Annotated in this window: 14 protein-coding genes and 1 tRNA gene; 4 read left to right on the top strand and 11 right to left on the bottom strand. The window is 44.1% G+C overall.

Features of this window, described 5'->3' with window-relative positions; all coding sequences use genetic code 11:
- Positions 1-24 precede the first annotated feature (24 nt).
- On the bottom strand, positions 25-2,397 hold the full coding sequence (locus KW844_RS17050) for an ABC transporter permease (RefSeq protein ID WP_218377984.1): 2,373 nt from the start codon (positions 2,395-2,397) through the stop codon (positions 25-27).
- Between the two features lie 637 nt (positions 2,398-3,034).
- On the opposite strand from KW844_RS17050, the gene KW844_RS17045 reads away from it, so the two are divergent.
- The 3 genes from KW844_RS17045 (at position 3,035) to KW844_RS17035 (ending at position 4,847) form a co-directional block, all read left to right on the top strand.
- A complete protein-coding gene (locus KW844_RS17045; RefSeq protein WP_218377983.1) occupies positions 3,035-3,574 on the top strand; it encodes a hypothetical protein in 540 nt (179 codons plus the stop codon).
- A 138-nt stretch (positions 3,575-3,712) separates the two neighbouring features.
- Complete coding sequence (locus tag KW844_RS17040) at positions 3,713-4,321, top strand: hypothetical protein (protein ID WP_218377982.1); 609 nt, start codon at positions 3,713-3,715, stop codon at positions 4,319-4,321.
- A 46-nt stretch (positions 4,322-4,367) separates the two neighbouring features.
- A complete protein-coding gene (locus KW844_RS17035) occupies positions 4,368-4,847 on the top strand; it encodes a hypothetical protein (protein ID WP_218377981.1) in 480 nt (159 codons plus the stop codon).
- Between the two features lie 225 nt (positions 4,848-5,072).
- On the opposite strand, the gene KW844_RS17030 is transcribed toward KW844_RS17035, so the two are convergent.
- The 8 genes from KW844_RS17030 to KW844_RS16995 all read right to left on the bottom strand — a co-directional run bounded on the left by KW844_RS17030 (position 5,073) and on the right by KW844_RS16995 (position 12,236).
- On the bottom strand, positions 5,073-5,705 hold the full coding sequence (locus KW844_RS17030) for a hypothetical protein (RefSeq protein ID WP_218377980.1): 633 nt from the start codon (positions 5,703-5,705) through the stop codon (positions 5,073-5,075).
- Positions 5,692-6,390 carry a hypothetical protein gene (locus KW844_RS17025; protein WP_218377979.1) on the bottom strand — a complete coding sequence of 233 codons (699 nt, stop codon included), beginning with the start codon at positions 6,388-6,390 and terminating at the stop codon, positions 5,692-5,694. Before KW844_RS17025 ends, KW844_RS17030 begins: the two co-directional genes overlap by 14 nt.
- Before the next feature lie 337 nt (positions 6,391-6,727).
- A tRNA-Gln gene (locus KW844_RS17020) sits at positions 6,728-6,798 on the bottom strand.
- Between the two features lie 59 nt (positions 6,799-6,857).
- Positions 6,858-7,898 carry a glycosyltransferase family 9 protein gene (locus KW844_RS17015; protein WP_218377978.1) on the bottom strand — a complete coding sequence of 347 codons (1,041 nt, stop codon included), beginning with the start codon at positions 7,896-7,898 and terminating at the stop codon, positions 6,858-6,860.
- Between the two features lie 28 nt (positions 7,899-7,926).
- Positions 7,927-8,532, bottom strand: coding sequence for a DUF4254 domain-containing protein (locus KW844_RS17010; protein ID WP_218377977.1), 606 nt, complete (start codon positions 8,530-8,532; stop codon positions 7,927-7,929).
- 694 nt (positions 8,533-9,226) lie between these two features.
- Positions 9,227-10,660: an APC family permease gene (locus KW844_RS17005; RefSeq protein WP_218377976.1), complete on the bottom strand. Its 1,434-nt coding sequence runs from the start codon at positions 10,658-10,660 to the stop codon at positions 9,227-9,229.
- 88 nt (positions 10,661-10,748) lie between these two features.
- The gene (locus tag KW844_RS17000) at positions 10,749-11,357 is read right to left on the bottom strand and encodes an OmpH family outer membrane protein (RefSeq protein WP_218377975.1); all 609 of its coding nucleotides are present in this window, start codon (positions 11,355-11,357) and stop codon (positions 10,749-10,751) included.
- 165 nt (positions 11,358-11,522) lie between these two features.
- Positions 11,523-12,236, bottom strand: coding sequence for a DUF4397 domain-containing protein (locus tag KW844_RS16995; RefSeq protein ID WP_218377974.1), 714 nt, complete (start codon positions 12,234-12,236; stop codon positions 11,523-11,525).
- Between the two features lie 113 nt (positions 12,237-12,349).
- Between KW844_RS16995 and KW844_RS16990 the strand changes: the two genes are divergently transcribed.
- Positions 12,350-12,670: a hypothetical protein gene (locus KW844_RS16990; protein WP_218377973.1), complete on the top strand. Its 321-nt coding sequence runs from the start codon at positions 12,350-12,352 to the stop codon at positions 12,668-12,670.
- Positions 12,671-12,733: 63 nt separating this feature from the next.
- On the opposite strand, the gene KW844_RS16985 is transcribed toward KW844_RS16990, so the two are convergent.
- Together KW844_RS16985 and rpoC are read right to left on the bottom strand one after the other, a co-directional pair.
- A complete protein-coding gene (locus KW844_RS16985; RefSeq protein WP_218377972.1) occupies positions 12,734-13,375 on the bottom strand; it encodes a hemolysin III family protein in 642 nt (213 codons plus the stop codon).
- Between the two features lie 215 nt (positions 13,376-13,590).
- Complete coding sequence (rpoC, locus tag KW844_RS16980) at positions 13,591-17,886, bottom strand: DNA-directed RNA polymerase subunit beta' (RefSeq protein WP_218377971.1); 4,296 nt, start codon at positions 17,884-17,886, stop codon at positions 13,591-13,593.
- Positions 17,887-17,990: the final 104 nt, after the last annotated feature.

Here is a 17,990-nt window from a genome sequence, read left to right as displayed (position 1 = left end):
CTTGCAATATAACATTCAATCAACTTATTGTGATTTGAGACTGTGTACAGGATTTAATAACGCCGCCCGAATCGCCTGATAGCTCACTGTACAAACCGTGATTACCACCGCCAGCAGCAATGCCAAAGCAAATAAAACCGGACTCGGCTCCGTATGATATGCATATTTGCTCAGCCAGGAGTTAAGTCCCATCCAGGCTACAGGCACGGCAATAGCACCGCCAATCAGCACCAGTATTACAAACTGTGTACTCAGCAGCAGCCAGAGATTGGAAATGGAAGCCCCCATCACTTTACGGATAGCTATTTCTTTGGTGCGTGTAGCCGCTGTTAAGGCAGCCAGGCCCAACAATCCCAGGCAGGACACAAAAATAGCCAGTACCGCAAAAATCCCTGCCAGCTTACCGGTCAGCGTTTCCATATTAAATTTCTGCTGGTAGTCCACATCAGCAAAGGAGTAGTTATAGAGGTAAGCAGGGTTGTACCGTTGAAAAATACCAGCCGTTTTTTCCAGTGCATCTGCTGTGGGCATCGTTTCAGACAAGCGATAGATCACTGAGCCGTTGTTGTCACTATGATAAAAAACGGTGGCCTCGCTTGGGGTAAATGGTGATACCATCAATGCATCTTTTACCACCCCTACTATCTCCACCCGCTTGTTTCCATTCCAGGTAATCAGCTGGCCTATGGGAGATGTCAGCCCCATCTGCTTCACCGCTGTTTCGTTCACGATTACCGCATTGGAATCAGCACCGATAGTTGCATGAAAATCCCGACCTTCTTTTAACTGCATGCCCGTAGTCGAAAAGTAATCCTCCAATACTGCCACACGTGCCACATTGAGGTAACTGGCGGATGCAGTAGTTTTTCCTTTCCAGTCGTTAATAACACTGTGCGACCATACCGCCGTTGTAGGACTGGTAGCTGCGGTGACAGACTTCACTGCGCCCGAAGCCAGCAGATCATTTTTTAGTGCCGTAAAATTACGACTCAGATCGGCAGTCATGTCTGTAGCTACTAAGCCGGAAATATTATACCCCGTAGGCCGCGACTTACCATATTGTATTTGTTGATAAATGGTGGCAGTGCCGATGATTAATGCGATGGAGGCCGCAAACTGAATGATTACCATCGTTTTCATTGCACCACCACTATTTTTTCCTGGTTGTTTCAATCCTTTCAGTACCATTACCGGCCGGAAGGCCGATAGCACAAATGCAGGCCGGCTGCCCGCCAACAAGGTTACCAATACGATGAATCCCAATAGCACTCCCCAGGCTGCGGGATTACCCAGCGGCAGCTTCAGTTCACTGCCGGCCATTGCATTAAAGGCTGGCAACACCAGCACTAAAATAAGGAGACTACATACGGTAGCTATACCGGTAAGTAAAAACGACTGCGTTAAGAATTGAAGCACCAGATCAGTTTTACTGGAACCGATCGCTTTACGCACACCTACCTCTTTTGCACGTTTATCTGATTGAGCTACGGAGAGATTTACGAAATTAATACACGCTATAATCAGGATCAATATACCGATGCTCATAAACATGCGCACATAATTAATGAATCCGCTCGTGGGTTTACCGTTTTCGATTTGATCGTATAGTCGCCACTGTGATGCTGCATGCAACATTGCCGTCAAATGATTATCCCCTAACCCTTTCGCGATGAGCTGGGAGGCCTGCTTCGCTACACTTTCAGGATTCACACCCGGCGCCAGCTTTACAAAACACTGGAAAGAATTATTTCCAAAATCATTACGTACATGCTGCATCCACTCGTTAGCAGGATACAGCGCTTTGAATGGGAAAACAAAATCGAAAGGCACTGTAGCGTTGGCAGGAACATCTTCAATAATTCCTGTGACCCGCAGGTTAAACTGGTTATCAACTTTTACAATTTGATTAATCGGATCAGCATCTCCAAATAATGCTTTAGCAGTAGATTGTGTCAATACAATGCTATTAGGATCCTGCAGTAAATCGCGGCCACCTTTGACCACCGGAATACGGAAGATATCCAGGAAATCCACATCCGCAGCCCCTCCCGTGAATTCAAATTTTTTATCTCCTATTACAAAAGTTCTTTTTGAAAATACATCAGTAACAGCTGATTTCTCCACACCGGTGACGCTGTTACGAACACCTTCCGTCAAAGGAATAGATACCCAGGGCATAGTTTCCATTTGCCCGTTGTTATTGATATAATTTGTTTTGAGTTGGTATACCTGTTTGTAGTCCGGCAAAAATTTATTGTACCCGTATTGCTCGTACGCCCACATACCAATCAGCAGCGTTACTGCCATTCCAATTGCCAATCCTGATACATTCAGCAACGTATATCCTTTGTTGGATTTACAATTGCGCCAGGCTGATTTCAGGTAATTCCGGATCATAAAAAAATTGATTTCAGATAGGTCAACTAATAAAATGCCATGTCGTAATAAGTTGAAATTCAATATAATTAAAATTGTTTATTGTTCAAAAGCGAACACTATGCGGTTGAATCCGGACAGCAAATGAAGCATGACTTCCTTCAGAATGGGGTCAACCATTTAATATTCAGGTAAGCCTATCTACTGTTAGCGACAGGAGATAGGCTTCATAAATTTTATTTACAGTGTAAATGCAGCCTTGTTTTATTGGTAAGGACTTTAAATTTATCATGCCAAAATGAAAAATTTAATATTTGAATTATAATAGCTATATTAGTATAGTCGTGAATGACCAGAGCTTCCCAAAATTGAATCGATGTAAATAATCCCTCAATTGATTCAAGACCATAAACAGATACATAGCAACCAAATTCCGAACAAAAGCAATCTAATATTTCATCATGACATATTATAGTATGCAATAGCATAACCCTGGTGGATTTTAAGCCCCTGTTTTAACTTAATATTTCCGGCCTCCTGGGCATTGTATTTCCCGATGCAATACCTACAGACATGCAAACCTGTTTTGTATTTTCTAACCAAATATCTATATATGGTATTCAAAAGACCCCTTTCCCTATTAATCATTCTTTTAGCTTTGGGATGTTCAAAAAGCCCTCAAATACTACAGGAAGAACCTGATGTAATCCAGGACGCCCGTAAATATTTTGAAAAAAATGTCCTGGTAAAAAATGTCGGCAGCAATGCCAGAATTGAAGGCAGTTTTACACACGGTGACCCGCGTTGGGATGATGCTACCACCAGGCAGTTAAGCCGGGGAACTATTGTCCAGGTCCCATTATCAGTTGACAGTATGCAGGGAGTAACCTTCGAAAACCACGTACTACCACTGCGTTATAAAGATTACCTGCTAATCTACAAAGACAAGGACAGTATTTACAGAAACATTGTTATGCGGAATATCCCTACTGGATCAATAGAACCTGGTTATTCCGGCCTTACTTTGGTTCAGGATTGGTCGGGTAGTAATCCGGGAAGTTTTGCTATGGAGGGCGGCAAACTAATTACCACAAATAGCCCTACCAATGGCAGGGTTAGCAATAATAGTAATAATTACGGTGTAAGAAGCTGTGTAACCATTAACTATTACTATAGCGTTAATGGCGGACCATGGTAATTCAATTTTTCTAACCAATATTGCACAGGAGATGCAGGACCGGAAGGTCCTGGCTCAAATGGTCCCGGAGACTGGCAGGAACTGCCGCCCCCTGAAGATGGCGGTGGTGGTGGCGAAGGTGGTACTACCCCTGGTAACTTGGAACCTCCACCAGTGGTCTTAAGAGACATTAGAGATTCATTAACAAGTGCATGTTTAAGGCAAGCATTGGCTGAATTGGCTATGGGAAATCTTACCAATTACATTGCGGATTTACTAAAGACTTGCTACGAATCTGACAAGATGGTTGAGGTAAATTTCAGTGAAGGACCAAGCACGGATTTTCCAGACCTTTTTCATGATGGAATAACGGATGGTACTGAAGCCGGGGATAGTATTTCAGACCCTGCCAGATTTGTTCGGATAAACACAAAATTAAATACAGCAATCGCAAGTGGATCAAAAGAATATGTTTCAGCTACAATTATTCATGAGATTATCCACGGTTATTATAAAGTAGAATATGGAAGAGAATCTACAAACCCATGGGATCATGGTCAAATGGTCGGCGACTTGTATTTCAACAGAATGAAGTATGCTTTACAAGAATTGTTTCCTGGACTATCAGACATTGACGCGCAGGCTTTGGTTTGGATCGGATTACAAGACACAGACCAATATAAAAATAAGCCACTAAGTGAAAAGAATAGTATTGAAAGCACAGCATTGAATTACCGCGTCGGACTATCAGGTACAAAATGCAACTAATAGTGGCCATCCTACGTGAATTAACAAATTTCAATATACAATTCAAATGAAAAAATATCTTTTTACTCTTATTATACTGTCTGTCCAATTATGCAGCGCACAAGATACCAAACCCATTTATGCAAACTACTTAAATAGAACTAATTGGGTACCGATGGATATATGTAAAGATGGGAAAACTCATGTTTATTCAGTCAAGTTATCTTACGAAAATGGGCATCTATTGCAACCCGCAATTTTCTCAAAAAATAGCAATGACTTATTTAAAAAATTTATTGAAACGCATTATCCCGATCTTGATACCTTCCCTTGGTATAAATTTATTCCCAGTGTAAAAGATCGGAAGCAGTTTACCGTTTGGTGGGTACATCTCTATGCCGCTGCCCATCATGATTATATGACAAATCCATTTTCACCAACTGAGTTGATTAAGGACATGAGTTTGGTATTTGATGTCATCAGCAAAGAAAATGAAGAAGTGTTTATAGCTCCACCATTCTTGATACAGATGTACTCAGCCAAATAAGTCACTTGAAATCTAACGGTGTCAATCTGATCTATATCGTTAGATTTCAAAACAATAGCTATTATGTAATAGCTACGATTTAACCATACAAAAATACTTGTACTGTCAGATTAAGTCGTGACTATTTCAATTTTATAGCCCATTCATCATTCAGACCTATTCAAGTAAATTTAAATAATACCTATCATGTTAGGATAGTGCCGGCAGAGCCAGCACTATCCTCTTTTATACCCTGGCAAAACTATTCATTATTGACTTTATTTCAGCCTCCTTTCGAAAATGATATTTTTTATCGTATACCCTTTGAAGCATTACTGGTGTTGTATGCGCATTATGATTTGCAACCAGCTTTTCTGCGGCTTTTATACCCATAATTTCCGACAAAATATCCATCTGCTCCGTATTGGCCAAGGACTTGATTTTGTAAAAGCCTTTTTTGATACCAAGGCCATTATTATAACCATTGGGCTCAGCTTTAACCCAACGTTTCCAACGTCTACTTATAGTTTCCTCGTCAATTTTTGATACCCCGGGCCGCAGGTCCCGGCTAAAAATGTATGGGTCCGATTCCTCATTACCAGTTGTTGCTTTTAGTGCTTCACATTCCTCCATCAATTCTGTCCAGAAAGGTAAGGCAATATCCTTTATAACCCTTTTTACCCAAGTTGGCCCTTCTGCTCTCTTATAGACTAAAGTGAAGAAATACTGCTCTTTTAAGTTAACATGAGAATACTTTACCCTGAAAAACTCAGTAGACCTTACACTACTGTGAAAAAACATATTAGTATATCTCCATGTAGTATATGAGTATTGCTTCAGATGGCGGTCAATTTGCTGCCTTTCCTCATCTGTCAACAAATCTTCCGCACCGTTCTAAGTCTACCAGTTCCCAAAAGATACCCATCAGGTATGCTTTATACTTTTTTTGACGCTTATCAGAAAACTTTACATTATTTGCTTTCAGCCAATTAAAAATTCTCACAATATGCATGGGCCGAATAACCGAAATTGGCAGCAGGTCATATTGCAGCGCTTTTGCGGCCTTGCCAACACCCCTTATCACCGACTTTACATCGTCCATGGCTTTAGGAACGTACGATAACTGCTTAAATCCATGCCATAAAGCAGCAAGAAATAAAGTATTATCTGTAACAGCACCTTCCAAATCTTCAGCCGGCAGATCACTTTTAAGCTCTAAAGGGTTTATCTTCTCCGTGATTGGATTGTAATGATGAACGTCCAACAACTTTTCCAATTCATCAATAATTAAGTCGGTGCATGCTTGTCGCGCTTTCAAATCCTTGGTATCATTCATACCCCTTTTAACCAGGTATTTACCTTTTGGATACTTCGTTTTAAATCTTGGATCATGGTACCTGGACCAAATTACCCAATCCGCATACGTAGATGCTTTTGAAGTGCTCCAATTCTCAGGAGTCACTTTTATTTGTGTGCGCCAACAACCAATTCGCAATAAGACCTTTTTGGGGTTTTCCTGTTTGGATTTACCATTACTTTTCTTTCTTTCCTTTTGTTTTAACATAATTAAGAGGGTTAACCACAATTGCCGACAATTAAAGGCAGCTGGTCTATACAATTACCGTTGGACCTGCTAAATGCCAGCCACGGTAGTTACATAGCCAAGTGCAACACCTTAGAATTTATGCTATAAAACTAGAAAGTCGCTATGGTAGCGAGTATAAAACATTGCCACAGAGGCAATATTTTAATTTAAGTTGCCATTTTCGGGTTTATTGATCACAAATCACGGTGGTTCAAATGCCACCATAAAAAGTGCAACGCCTAAGTGCAACATCCATAAAAATTTGCTATAAAACTGGAAATAAAAAAAGCCGCTATGAAAGCGGCTTTTGAAGTAGTTGCCCGACCTGGATTCGAACCAAGACAGTCAGAACCAAAATCTGATGTACTACCCTTATACTATCGGGCAAGGCCCCCTTTGTTTGGGATGGCAAAAGTATAACTTTTTTTGAATCTGCAAAAAAAAATTTAAAACCCTGCTTTTTCCGTGATCTGTTCAGGCTTTATCCATTCCATACAGGCATGATCGCCCCTGAAACAAGGCTTGTTTCCGAACACGGAACATGGCCGGCACGAGAGGTCGTTGATTTGCACCGCATTACTTTCCAGCTGCCCGTACCCCATGAATCCTGCAAATGGATGAGTAGCTCCCCACACAGAAATAACCGGCACACCAAATAAGGAGGCCAGGTGCATATTGGCGGAGTCCATGCTCACCATCCGATCCAGCTGGCTAATCACCGACAGCTCATCTTTCAGTGAAAACTTACCGGCAACAGACACCGTATTCGGGTACTTTGCCGCCAGTGCCTGCAATAATTCCACCTCATTTTTCCCACCGCCAAACAGCAGTATCTTTTGATTGGGTTGGGAAGACAGGGAAGCAATCACCTGCTCCATTTTCGCGAGCGGATACATTTTCTCCCGGTAAGTGGCAAAAGGGGCAATTCCTATCCATTTTTCGGCCCCTTTGGCACCCACTACTGCCTTGGCAGGCTCCGTAAGCTCCCTGGGGCTAAAAACGGGCTTTGTTCCCATTTCTACATTGATTCCCAATTGCCTGAATACAATTGCATAACGTTCAATAGTGGAAGTCAGTGGTTGTAAGACCTTATTTTCCTGCCTGGTAAGTGCTTTCTTTTCTGCCCGGCCCTTATCGATTGTGCGTACCCGCACACCAGTGGCCCTGAAAAAGGTGCTCACTATCTTAGACCGCAGCACATTATGTAAATCCGCTACAGCAGCAATATTGAACTGACTCCGCAGCTCCCGGAACAATTTAAAAAGACCGGGAATGCCTTTATGAGCGCCCTTAAAGTCTGCCGGATAAAAAATTAATCGCTCAATACCCTCCGTAAGCGCACCCCAGTTTTTGTTGGATACAAAAACGATCTGGAGATCAGGCTGGCTGTCCAGCACCTGTTTCATGACAGGAATGGTCATGGCCATATCGCCCAGCGCCGAAAAGCGGAAGACGAGCAGTGTACGTCTGGTTGCTGCAGCTGCCAATTTATTCAGATTTGAATGAGTGATTCAGTTATTGTGCGCCCTTGTACAATACCGGATTCAGTGAAGGATCGTTGTACATCTTCATCTGCTTATAGACTTTCATGTACTTCCTGCCTGCTGCAATATCGGTCAGCAGTGCCTCAATGGCAGTGCCGAGGTCACCACGCTGCTCCAGCAATATATCCAGTTTACGCTGACAGGCCTCCCGGTGCTCTGGTGTAGCATCCGCACGGGTAGCCTCTTCCTGCATGTGATAAATTTTCAATGCCAGAATCGACAAGCGATCAATCGCCCATGCCGGACTCTCCGTATTGATGGCGGCATCTGCAGCAGGAGTTACAGTATTGTATTTTTCGAGGAAATAGCTGTCGATATATTCTACCACATCCGTACGTTCCTGGTTGGATTTATCGATCCAACGTTTTATTCCCAGGGCTTCCACCGGGTCAATATTCGGATTACGGATAATATCTTCCAGGTGCCACTGCACCGTGTCTATCCAGTTTTTCAGGTAAAGCAGGTGCTCGATGCTGCTTTTGTCATATGGATTGCTGATGGCTTGATGCACATCGTTATACTGGTGGTAGTCCAGTATGCTCTGGTTAAAAATCTGATTGCACAGTTGAGTAAACATCTGTCAAAATTATAACTAATTTCTATATCTCACAAAGGCCTCCACCGAATTACCTGAAGTGAGCGGGGACCTTGACCCCCACTCACTTCAGGCCTCCATCGCCTTTGACGAGGGAAGAAACCTGAATATCAGACATAAAAAAAGCGCACGGTTGAAACCATACGCTTATTGTAAAAGATTGTCATGTGAATGTTCGAGAATGCAAATCGTGTAGGCATCAATGGTTATCTTGTGGATGTCTAATCCCGCAAGGTCATTACCTCATAACTTGTTACTCCGGCTAACGCACAGCTAAAACAATAGCACAGTCGTCAGCGCTTGTATAATATTTTAGAATTGTAATTTTTTTTAAATGAAGTATCATTACTCTATGGCAAAAATTTTTGAGGGTTTCAAAAAACAATCCAGTCACATTGATCAGTCACATTTCAAATTACTGCCTTCGCAGTGGGAACAATCAATAATCTAAAGTGGTTCTTTGATGCCGGACTATCAAACTCATTTCCTCATATGATGTCCTAAGGGCCGATTTAATTTCAGGGTTTCAAATCATTTACTACTAATCGGGGAAACTGCCGCCTCGTTATCTCTTCGCCTCTTGATGCAAATTAAAGTGGGCCACTGCAATATTATGTGCAGTGGCCCACTTTTTTTATACAACGTTTGTGTGAAAATTGAACTTTATTTTTCCATTTTAGCTGGTAATATTCTTACGCTGACGGCTCATAGCTAGATAATATAAAGGCACACCCATCAGGATAATACCCAGTCCTGGCAAGGTATAGCGCGTTTCAAACATCAGCAGTAATAATGCTAACGCCAACGCTACCACGATGTACACAATGGGTAACACGGGATACCCAAACGCCTTATAAGGACGCTCAATGTCCGGACGCTTACTGCGAAGAATAAATATGCCCAAGATTGTGAGTATGTAAAACAGTAATACACCAAAGATTACCAACGCCAGCAAGTCGTTATATCTTCCGGTCAAACAAAGAAAAGATGCCCAGAAGCATTGTATCCACAATCCTTTTGCAGGCACGCTGTTGGCATTCAGCTCTCCTGCTCCTTTGAAAAACAGCTTGTCCTGCGCCATGGTGTAATAAATGCGTGCACCAGATAAAATCAATCCGTTATTGCAGCCAAAGGTGGAAATCATAATCATCACTGCAATCACCATACTGCCGGTGCTTCCGAAAATATGCTCCGCAGCAGCCACGCCTACCCTGTCGTTAGCAGCAAATGCAATCTCCTTAATAGGCAAAACAGCCAGGTACATAAGGTTGGCACTTACGTAGATAATAGTAACGATCAACGTACCCAAAAACAGGGAACGCCCGATGTTCTTTTTTGGATTTTTGATTTCCGCTGCAATGAAAGTAACGTTGTTCCAGGCATCACTGGAAAACAGGGAACCTTTCATGGAGATAGCTATAGCACCTAATAACCCGATGCCGCTTAATGCTGCAGTCACCATATTACCATCGGTCAGACTCAATGAATTTGCACTCCAGGCATTCTCCCAGTTAGCGTTCCAGATCTCCGCTTTCGCTCCAATCAGAAAACCAAAGATGATCAACCCGAATAACGACAACAGCTTAGCCAGCGTAAATACTGTCTGTATCACCTTCCCATGCTGCACACCACGTGTATTGATATACGTTAGTATCACAATAGACACAATGGCTACAATCTGCGCCGCCGAAATATCCACCAGCGACGACTCAAACAAAATATTTTTCTCACTGAAACCTGGCACCAGGTAAGCGGTAAATTTCGCAAAAGCCACAGCCACAGCGGCAATGGTACCTGTTTGAATAACACTGAACTGTGTCCAGCCAAATAAGAAGGCAATAAAAGGGTTGTAGGCTTCGCGCAGGTACACATACTGTCCACCTGCTTTAGGGTACATACCGGATAGTTCTCCGTAACTCAAAGCGGCTATAAGTGTTACCACGCCTGCCAGCACCCACATGGCGGTGATCCAGCCGGCACCGCCCACGTTGCGGGCAATTTCCGCGGTAACAAGAAAGATCCCGGAACCTATCATGGAACCGGCTACTACCATAGTGGCATCGAGTAAGCCTAAAGTGGGCTTGAATGATTTAGTTTGGTTGATTTCCATAAGTTAAAGTAGAAGTACAAAAAAATCCTGGCTCATTGAACCAGGACTATAAGGTAGTGATTTTCTCCAAGATTGTGAACTAAGGCGCTTATTTAGCCGGAGTAGCTCCCTGCTCATTCATGCCTTTGATCACCTCAGTGGTAATATCATAATTGGAATCTTTCCAGAGGATATTACTTACGCCTTTACGATAAGAAAAGATGTAAGCAAAACGTTTGTCCTTATTGAAAGCTTCCAGGAAATTGTCGAGGCGGGTCTGCAGCTCATCATTAAATTTAGCTTCCTGCTCGGAGTAAGTAGCACGCATTTGCGCAGCTTCCTGTTCCAGTTGTTGCTTCTTAGCCAGGATGCTACGTTGTGCATTTTCACCCTGCTCCTGCGTCAGTGTCTGCGCTCTGCGCTGCAGATCTTCAAACTCATTTTGCAGACTGCGGGCTTTCGCCTGCAGCGTATTATCCATAGACTGTTGTTTCTTCTCCAGCTCTGCTCTCTTTTCTTTAAAATACTCAAAACGCGCTTCCAGAGAATCTAAGTCAACATACGCAATTTTGAAACTGGCAGCAGCTGTAGCAGCATTATTAGTGGTTGATGCAGCCGGTGCATTGTTCGCAGATTTGTTGTTCTGGCACGCCATGAACAAGCCTGCTGTCAGTGTGGCCAATAATCCTTTTGTTACGATTTGATTACGAGTGCGCATGTTTAAGGGTAGATTTTCTACAATTTTGAAATAGAACGGCTAAAATAAAACTTTTGCCGGATTTTAAAATTTAGTTTTAAAGTTTTAGCTATGTTTTAACTTAACAGGCGGCCATTTGCTTAGCTACAGCAGGATACAGCTTCCTGTGGCCCCAATATAGGCATTTTAGTTGTGCTGCACCATAAATACCTTGAAATTTAAAGAATCCAGCGCATTGCCGGTAGCCACAAACGTATATACCTTACCGTTCTTCAGATCCATCGGAAATGTACCTAGCCGCTTACTGGAATCTACCCAGTTTACATTCAACTTATAGGTACTGTCAGCATGAATAGTTTTAAAGTCAGAATAAGATGTGAACTGCATAGCCCTGAATCCCCATACATAGCGGCTGGTATCCACATTAAAATCCATTGCCAGCGAAGACTTATTATTCCGGTTGGTTTTATAGGTATCGCTCATATCCACTACCCGGTAGCGGGCCTGCTGCCCCGGAACGCCCGACAAATCATCCTCTGCCAGTACCATCCTTAATCCGGCTGGTATCGCACCGGTGGTGTCAATACCAAGGTAGGCAGAGATATGCTTGCCATTACGAAGATTGACTTGTCCGAAGCTAATCAGTTGAGTGGGATTAGCAGTATTGTAGATATACAAATTATAAGCCTGGGCCTTGAAGGAACGGTAAGTCGTGGACTGGCCAAAAGCCACACCGGTAGAAATACTCACCGTATCTATCAACACACCAAACGAACTACCAGGCACTCCGTTGAAAAACATAAAATTAGAGGAGGTCTGCGGTATTGCGCTGTCACTGTCTTTCTTACACGCCGCCAGGATGGCCATCACAGCTATCGCCAGTATTAGAAACTTTTTCATCAGATCCGGATCAGTTTTTTAAGAACTCAAAAATAACTTTTAATTGGTTTTAAACAATTATTACCCGCCGCCGTCTAATCTCTACACTTTATAAAAAAATCAAACGCGTAAAAATGAAATTAACCGCTATCCTTATTCCTGCGCTGGTACTGGGTATGTCTGCTTCCGTTGTAGCACAGGATAAACCTAAGAAAGAGAAAAAAGCTGACCATGGCCAGATGCGTCATGATTCAACCGGAGTGAAACACCGCCCAGCCGGCCAGATGCGTCGCGACAGCACCGGTGTTAAACATAATGCGCCTAAAGGAGAATTCCGGCATGATACCACCGGCATGAAGCATCAGGGCCCTAAAGGGGACATGCGCCGTGACAGTGCAGCTGTTAAACGTGGCCGCCCGGGTGGAAAAGGAGATTTCAAACAGGTAGGCAACTAAGCAAAACGGCATTGCCATCTCCCTAAAAATAAAAAAGCAGGTGATCACTTACCTGCTTTTTGTTTATACTGCCAGCAATACCGCCACATAGTGACAGATAGCCGCTGCCAGTACCAGAAAATGCCATACGGCATGTGTAAACTTGTATTTATCCCATATGTAGAAAAACACGCCGGCAGAATATAAGATGCCGCCGGCAAACAACATCACAATCACCGAAACAGGCATGTTTTCAAAAAACCGCTTCCCGCCTATCACCATGATCCAACCCATTGCCAGGTAGATGATGGTTGATAAGATATCAAACCGGCCGGTAAACCGTATCTTAAAGAACACGCCCACCAGCGTCAGCCCCCACAAAATACAGAGCAGCGTGATCCCGAAGCTGTTGAGCATATACACCAGCAAAAAAGGCGTATACGTACCCGCTATCAGAAAGTAAATACTGATATGGTCAAACACCAGAAAGATCTTTTTTACATAAGGCTCCAGGCTCAGGTGATATACTGTGGAGTTGGTAAATAACAGGATAAAACAAAAGCTGTAAATGCCCGCTCCTACTATCCCCGGCGTGTTGCCGTGTGTGGCCGCAATGGCCGTGAGCACCGGCAATGCACTTACTCCAAATATTACTCCTGCCGCATGTATCAGCCCGTTCACAATTTCTTGCTGACGGGTATAGGTTTGCTGTACAATAATTCCCATATCGCATGATTTGAGGATAAAGCTACTGCATATTTTGATCGCCTATTATCGATTAAAATGATATGCTTATACAGCTTATCACCTGCATTTTAGGAAGAGCCTGCGGCCCTTCAGAAAATGCAGGATAGTTCTTCCGCCTTTGGCGGAGGAACTATCCATAAAAAAAGCCTCTCCTTCGCAGGAGAGGCCTTCTTAAATATTACAATACTTACGTACTATTCTTCTTCATCAAACTGGAATACTTCCTTAGAAGATGCTAGGATATCGTATTCTTCCTTAGAACCTACGATCATGTTTTCGAACTCACGTAAACCTGTACCAGCAGGGATCAGGTGACCGGTGATAACGTTCTCTTTCAAGCCCATCATGTCATCAATCTTACCGTTGATAGCTGCCTGAGACAGTACCTTGGTAGTTTCCTGGAAGGATGCTGCTGATATCCAGCTGCGTGTACCCAGGGAAGCCTTGGTGATACCTTGTAACAGCGGACTTGAAGTAGCTGGCTGCGCATCGCGGAACTCAACCAGTTTCTTGTCTGCACGACGCAACAGAGAGTTTTCTTCACGTACCTGACGGAGGGTCACGATCTGACCAGCTTTCAGGGTAGTTGATTCACCTGCTTCTGTTACCACCTTCTTATCGAAGATGATGTCGTTTTCTTCGAAGAAGTCGAACCTGTCTTCAGTATCGCCTTCCAGGAAGCGGGTATCGCCCGGATCTTCAATGTTTACTTTACGCATCATCTGGCGTACGATCACCTCGATGTGTTTATCGTTGATCTTCACACCCTGTAAGCGGTATACCTCTTGAATTTCATTCACCAGGTATTCCTGTACCGCAAACGGACCTTTAATGGCCAGGATGTCGGCAGGGGTAGTAGAACCATCGGACAGAGAAGTACCGGCTTTCACGAAGTCACCGTCCTGTACCAGGATGTGGCGGGTCAATGGAACCAGGTATTTCTTGATCTGACCTTCGCGGCTCTCGATGATGATCTCACGGTTACCACGTTTGATGTTACCGAATGCTACCACACCATCAATTTCAGAAACGATAGCAGGGTTGCTTGGGTTACGTGCCTCGAACAGTTCAGTTACACGTGGGAGACCACCCGTGATATCCCGGAGTTTACCGAGGATACGAGGGATTTTCACGATAACCTGACCTGCTCTTACAGTGTCACCTTCAGAGGTAACAATGTGAGAACCAACCGGCAGGTTGTATGATTTTACTTCCTTGTTGCCTTCTACAACGAGGGAAGGAATCTTGTTTTTGTCTTTCGTTTCGATAACCACTTTCTCGCGGTGACCGGTCTGCTCGTCAGCCTCTTCACGGAAGGTGATACCTTCGATGATGCTGTCGAAACGGATGCTACCGTTGATTTCAGACACGATAACGGCGTTAAATGGATCCCAGGTACAGATCTGATCTCCTTTAGAGATTTTCTGACCATCTTTTACCAGCAGGGTAGAACCGTAAGGAATGTTGTTAGTGATCAACAGGCGATCATTTTTAACATCCATGATACGCAGCTCACCGGTACGACCGATAACCACCTGTACTTTATCACCTTCGTTGTTTTCGTAGGTAGTAGTACGCAGACCATCGAATTGTACAGTACCATCAAACTTAGCAACGAGGCCGGATTCAACGGAAGTAGAACCAGCCACACCACCTACGTGGAAGGTACGGAGAGTCAACTGTGTACCAGGCTCACCGATGGACTGAGCAGCGATGATACCTACAGCATCACCTTTCTGTGCAGTGTAACCGGTTGCCAGGTTTTTACCATAGCATCTTACACACACACCACGACGGCTTTCGCAAGTCAGTACAGAACGGATCTCTACTGTTTCGATAGCACTGTCTTCAATGCGATGTGCAATTTCTTCTGTGATTTGGTCACCACCGGCAACGATCAGCTCGTCGTTCAGTGGATCGTATACGTCGTGCAGGGAAGTACGGCCCAGGATACGATCGTACAGTGGTTCTACCACCTCTTCGTTATCCTTCAGCGCTGAAGTAGCAATACCGCGCAGGGTACCGCAATCTTCCTCGTTGATAACCACATCCTGTGCAACGTCTACCAGACGACGGGTCAGGTAACCCGCATCCGCTGTTTTCAACGCCGTATCCGCAAGACCTTTACGGGCACCGTGCGTAGAAATGAAGTATTCCAATACGTTCAGACCATCCTTAAAGTTGGACAATACCGGGTTTTCGATAATCTCAGAACCGGTAGAGCCAGACTTACGAGGCTTAGCCATCAGACCCCTGATACCAGCCAGCTGTTTAATCTGCTGTTTGGAACCACGCGCACCGGAATCAAGCATCATGTAAACAGAGTTGAAACCTTGTTTATCTGTAGCCAGTTCGCGGATCAGCGTTTCGGTGATTTTGGTATCCACACGGGACCAAATATCGATGATCTGGTTATAACGTTCGTTGTTTGTGATCAGACCCATGTTGTAGTTATCCCACACCTCATCTACCTCACTACCAGCGCCATCAATCATATCCTGTTTAACATCAGGGATGATCAGGTCATTGATGTTGAAGGACAGACCACCACGGAATGCCGTACGGAAACCTAATTGTTTGATATCATCCAGGAACTTCGCAGTAGTTGGGATGTTCGTGTATTTGATGATATCACCGATGATTTCACGCAGGGATTTCTTGGTCAGCAGGGCGTTAACATAACCGGCTGCTTTAGGAACGTGCTGGTTGAACATCACGCGACCTACAGTAGTTTCGATCAGTTTTCTTTCCAGTTCACCGGATGCAGTTCTCACGTCAGCTTTTACACGGATGTGAGCGTGCAGGTCAACCTGGCCCTCGTTATATGCGATAATAACCTCTTCAGCAGAGTAGAAAGCTTTTCCTTCTCCTTTTACGATTTCATCACCCATGGTTTTCTTACCCTTAGTGATGTAGTACAGACCAAGAACCATGTCCTGTGAAGGCAGGGTGATAGGTGTACCGTTCTGCGGGTTAAGAATGTTGTGAGAAGACAGCATCAGGAGTTGCGCTTCCAGGATTGCGGCGTTGCTCAATGGAACGTGTACCGCCATCTGGTCACCATCGAAATCCGCGTTGAACGCAGAACACACGAGTGGGTGAAGCTGGATTGCTTTACCTTCCACCAGTTTAGGCTGGAAGGCCTGAATAGAGAGACGGTGCAGCGTTGGCGCACGGTTCAGCATAACCGGGTGACCTTTCAGTACATTCTCCAGGATATCCCAAACTACCGCTTCTTTACGATCTACCAGCTTTTTAGCTGATTTCACGGTTTTAACGATACCTCTTTCAATCAGTTTACGAATAATAAATGGTTTGAACAGCTCTGCCGCCATATCTTTTGGCAGACCGCACTCGTGCAGTTTCAGTTCAGGACCTACCACGATTACAGAACGTCCGGAGTAATCCACACGTTTACCGAGCAAGTTCTGACGGAAACGACCTTGTTTACCTTTCAGTACGTCGGAGAGGGATTTCAGTGCACGACCACCTTCAGCTTTTACCGCATTTGATTTACGGGAGTTGTCGAAGAGAGAATCCACCGCTTCCTGCAGCATACGTTTTTCGTTACGCAGGATCACCTCAGGCGCCTTAATTTCTATCAGGCGTTTCAGACGATTGTTACGGATAATTACCCTGCGGTACAGGTCATTCAGGTCAGAAGACGCGAAACGACCACCATCCAACGGAACTAACGGACGCAGTTCTGGTGGAACAACAGGGATATATTGCATTACCATCCATTCAGGACGGTTTTCAACACGGCCATTAGCTTCACGGAAAGCTTCCACTACGCTCAGGCGTTTCAGCGCCTCAGCTTTACGTTGCTGGGAAGTTTCAGTGGCTGCCTGGTTACGCAGCTGGTAAGAGAGGCTGTCCAGATCAATACGGGCCAGCATCATTTCTACCGCTTCCGCACCCATTTTAGCAATGAACTTGTTAGGATCTTCATCCGGTAACAGTTGATTGTCTTTTGGCAGCGTATCCAGGATATCCAGGTATTCTTCTTCAGTGAGCAGGTCACCGTAGTTCATACCTTTTTCCTGTTTGGCACCCGCCTGAATTACTACATAACGTTCGTAGTAGATGATAGTCTCCAGTTTTTTGGAAGACATACCCAGCAGGTAACCAATTTTATTAGGGAGAGATTTAAAGTACCAGATGTGTACAACCGGAACAACAAGACGAATATGCCCCATTCTTTCGCGACGCACTTTCTTCTCCGTTACTTCCACACCACAACGGTCGCAAACGATACCCTTGTAACGGATACGTTTATATTTTCCGCAATAGCATTCGTAATCCTTTACAGGACCAAAAATCCTTTCGCAGAACAAACCATCACGTTCCGGCTTGTAAGTACGGTAGTTGATGGTTTCAGGTTTCAGCACTTCACCGTATGAACGCTCCAGAATTACATCAGGAGAAGCCAGACTAATGGTAATGCTGTTAAAATTTGATTTAGGACGATTTTCTTTCTTGATAGCCATCTGTTATTAGCTTTTAGCTGTTAGCCGCTGATGATCAGTTCAGCGACAAAAATTTTATTCCTGCGAAATATCAAAGCTATCAGCCATCCGCACTTGCTGCGAAT

The organism is Chitinophaga sp. sic0106 (assembly GCF_019219075.1).
Classification (GTDB): domain Bacteria; phylum Bacteroidota; class Bacteroidia; order Chitinophagales; family Chitinophagaceae; genus Chitinophaga.
The sequence above is the reverse complement of the archived record's forward strand: the minus strand, read 5'-3'. Positions and strand labels throughout refer to the sequence as shown.

Bases quoted from the DNA above. Each gene is read 5' to 3' on its own strand.
- KW844_RS17050 (WP_218377984.1), bottom strand. From the start codon at position 2,397: ATGATCCGGAATTACCTGAAATCAGCCTGGCGCAATTGTAAATCCAAC.
- KW844_RS17035 (WP_218377981.1), top strand. From the start codon at position 4,368: ATGAAAAAATATCTTTTTACTCTTATTATACTGTCTGTCCAATTATGC.
- KW844_RS17025 (WP_218377979.1), bottom strand. From the start codon at position 6,390: ATGTTAAAACAAAAGGAAAGAAAGAAAAGTAATGGTAAATCCAAACAG.
- KW844_RS17010 (WP_218377977.1), bottom strand. From the start codon at position 8,532: ATGTTTACTCAACTGTGCAATCAGATTTTTAACCAGAGCATACTGGAC.
- KW844_RS17005 (WP_218377976.1), bottom strand. From the start codon at position 10,660: ATGGAAATCAACCAAACTAAATCATTCAAGCCCACTTTAGGCTTACTC.
- KW844_RS17000 (WP_218377975.1), bottom strand. From the start codon at position 11,357: ATGCGCACTCGTAATCAAATCGTAACAAAAGGATTATTGGCCACACTG.
- KW844_RS16995 (WP_218377974.1), bottom strand. From the start codon at position 12,236: ATGAAAAAGTTTCTAATACTGGCGATAGCTGTGATGGCCATCCTGGCG.
- KW844_RS16990 (WP_218377973.1), top strand. From the start codon at position 12,350: ATGAAATTAACCGCTATCCTTATTCCTGCGCTGGTACTGGGTATGTCT.
- KW844_RS16985 (WP_218377972.1), bottom strand. From the start codon at position 13,375: ATGGGAATTATTGTACAGCAAACCTATACCCGTCAGCAAGAAATTGTG.
- rpoC (WP_218377971.1), bottom strand. From the start codon at position 17,886: ATGGCTATCAAGAAAGAAAATCGTCCTAAATCAAATTTTAACAGCATT.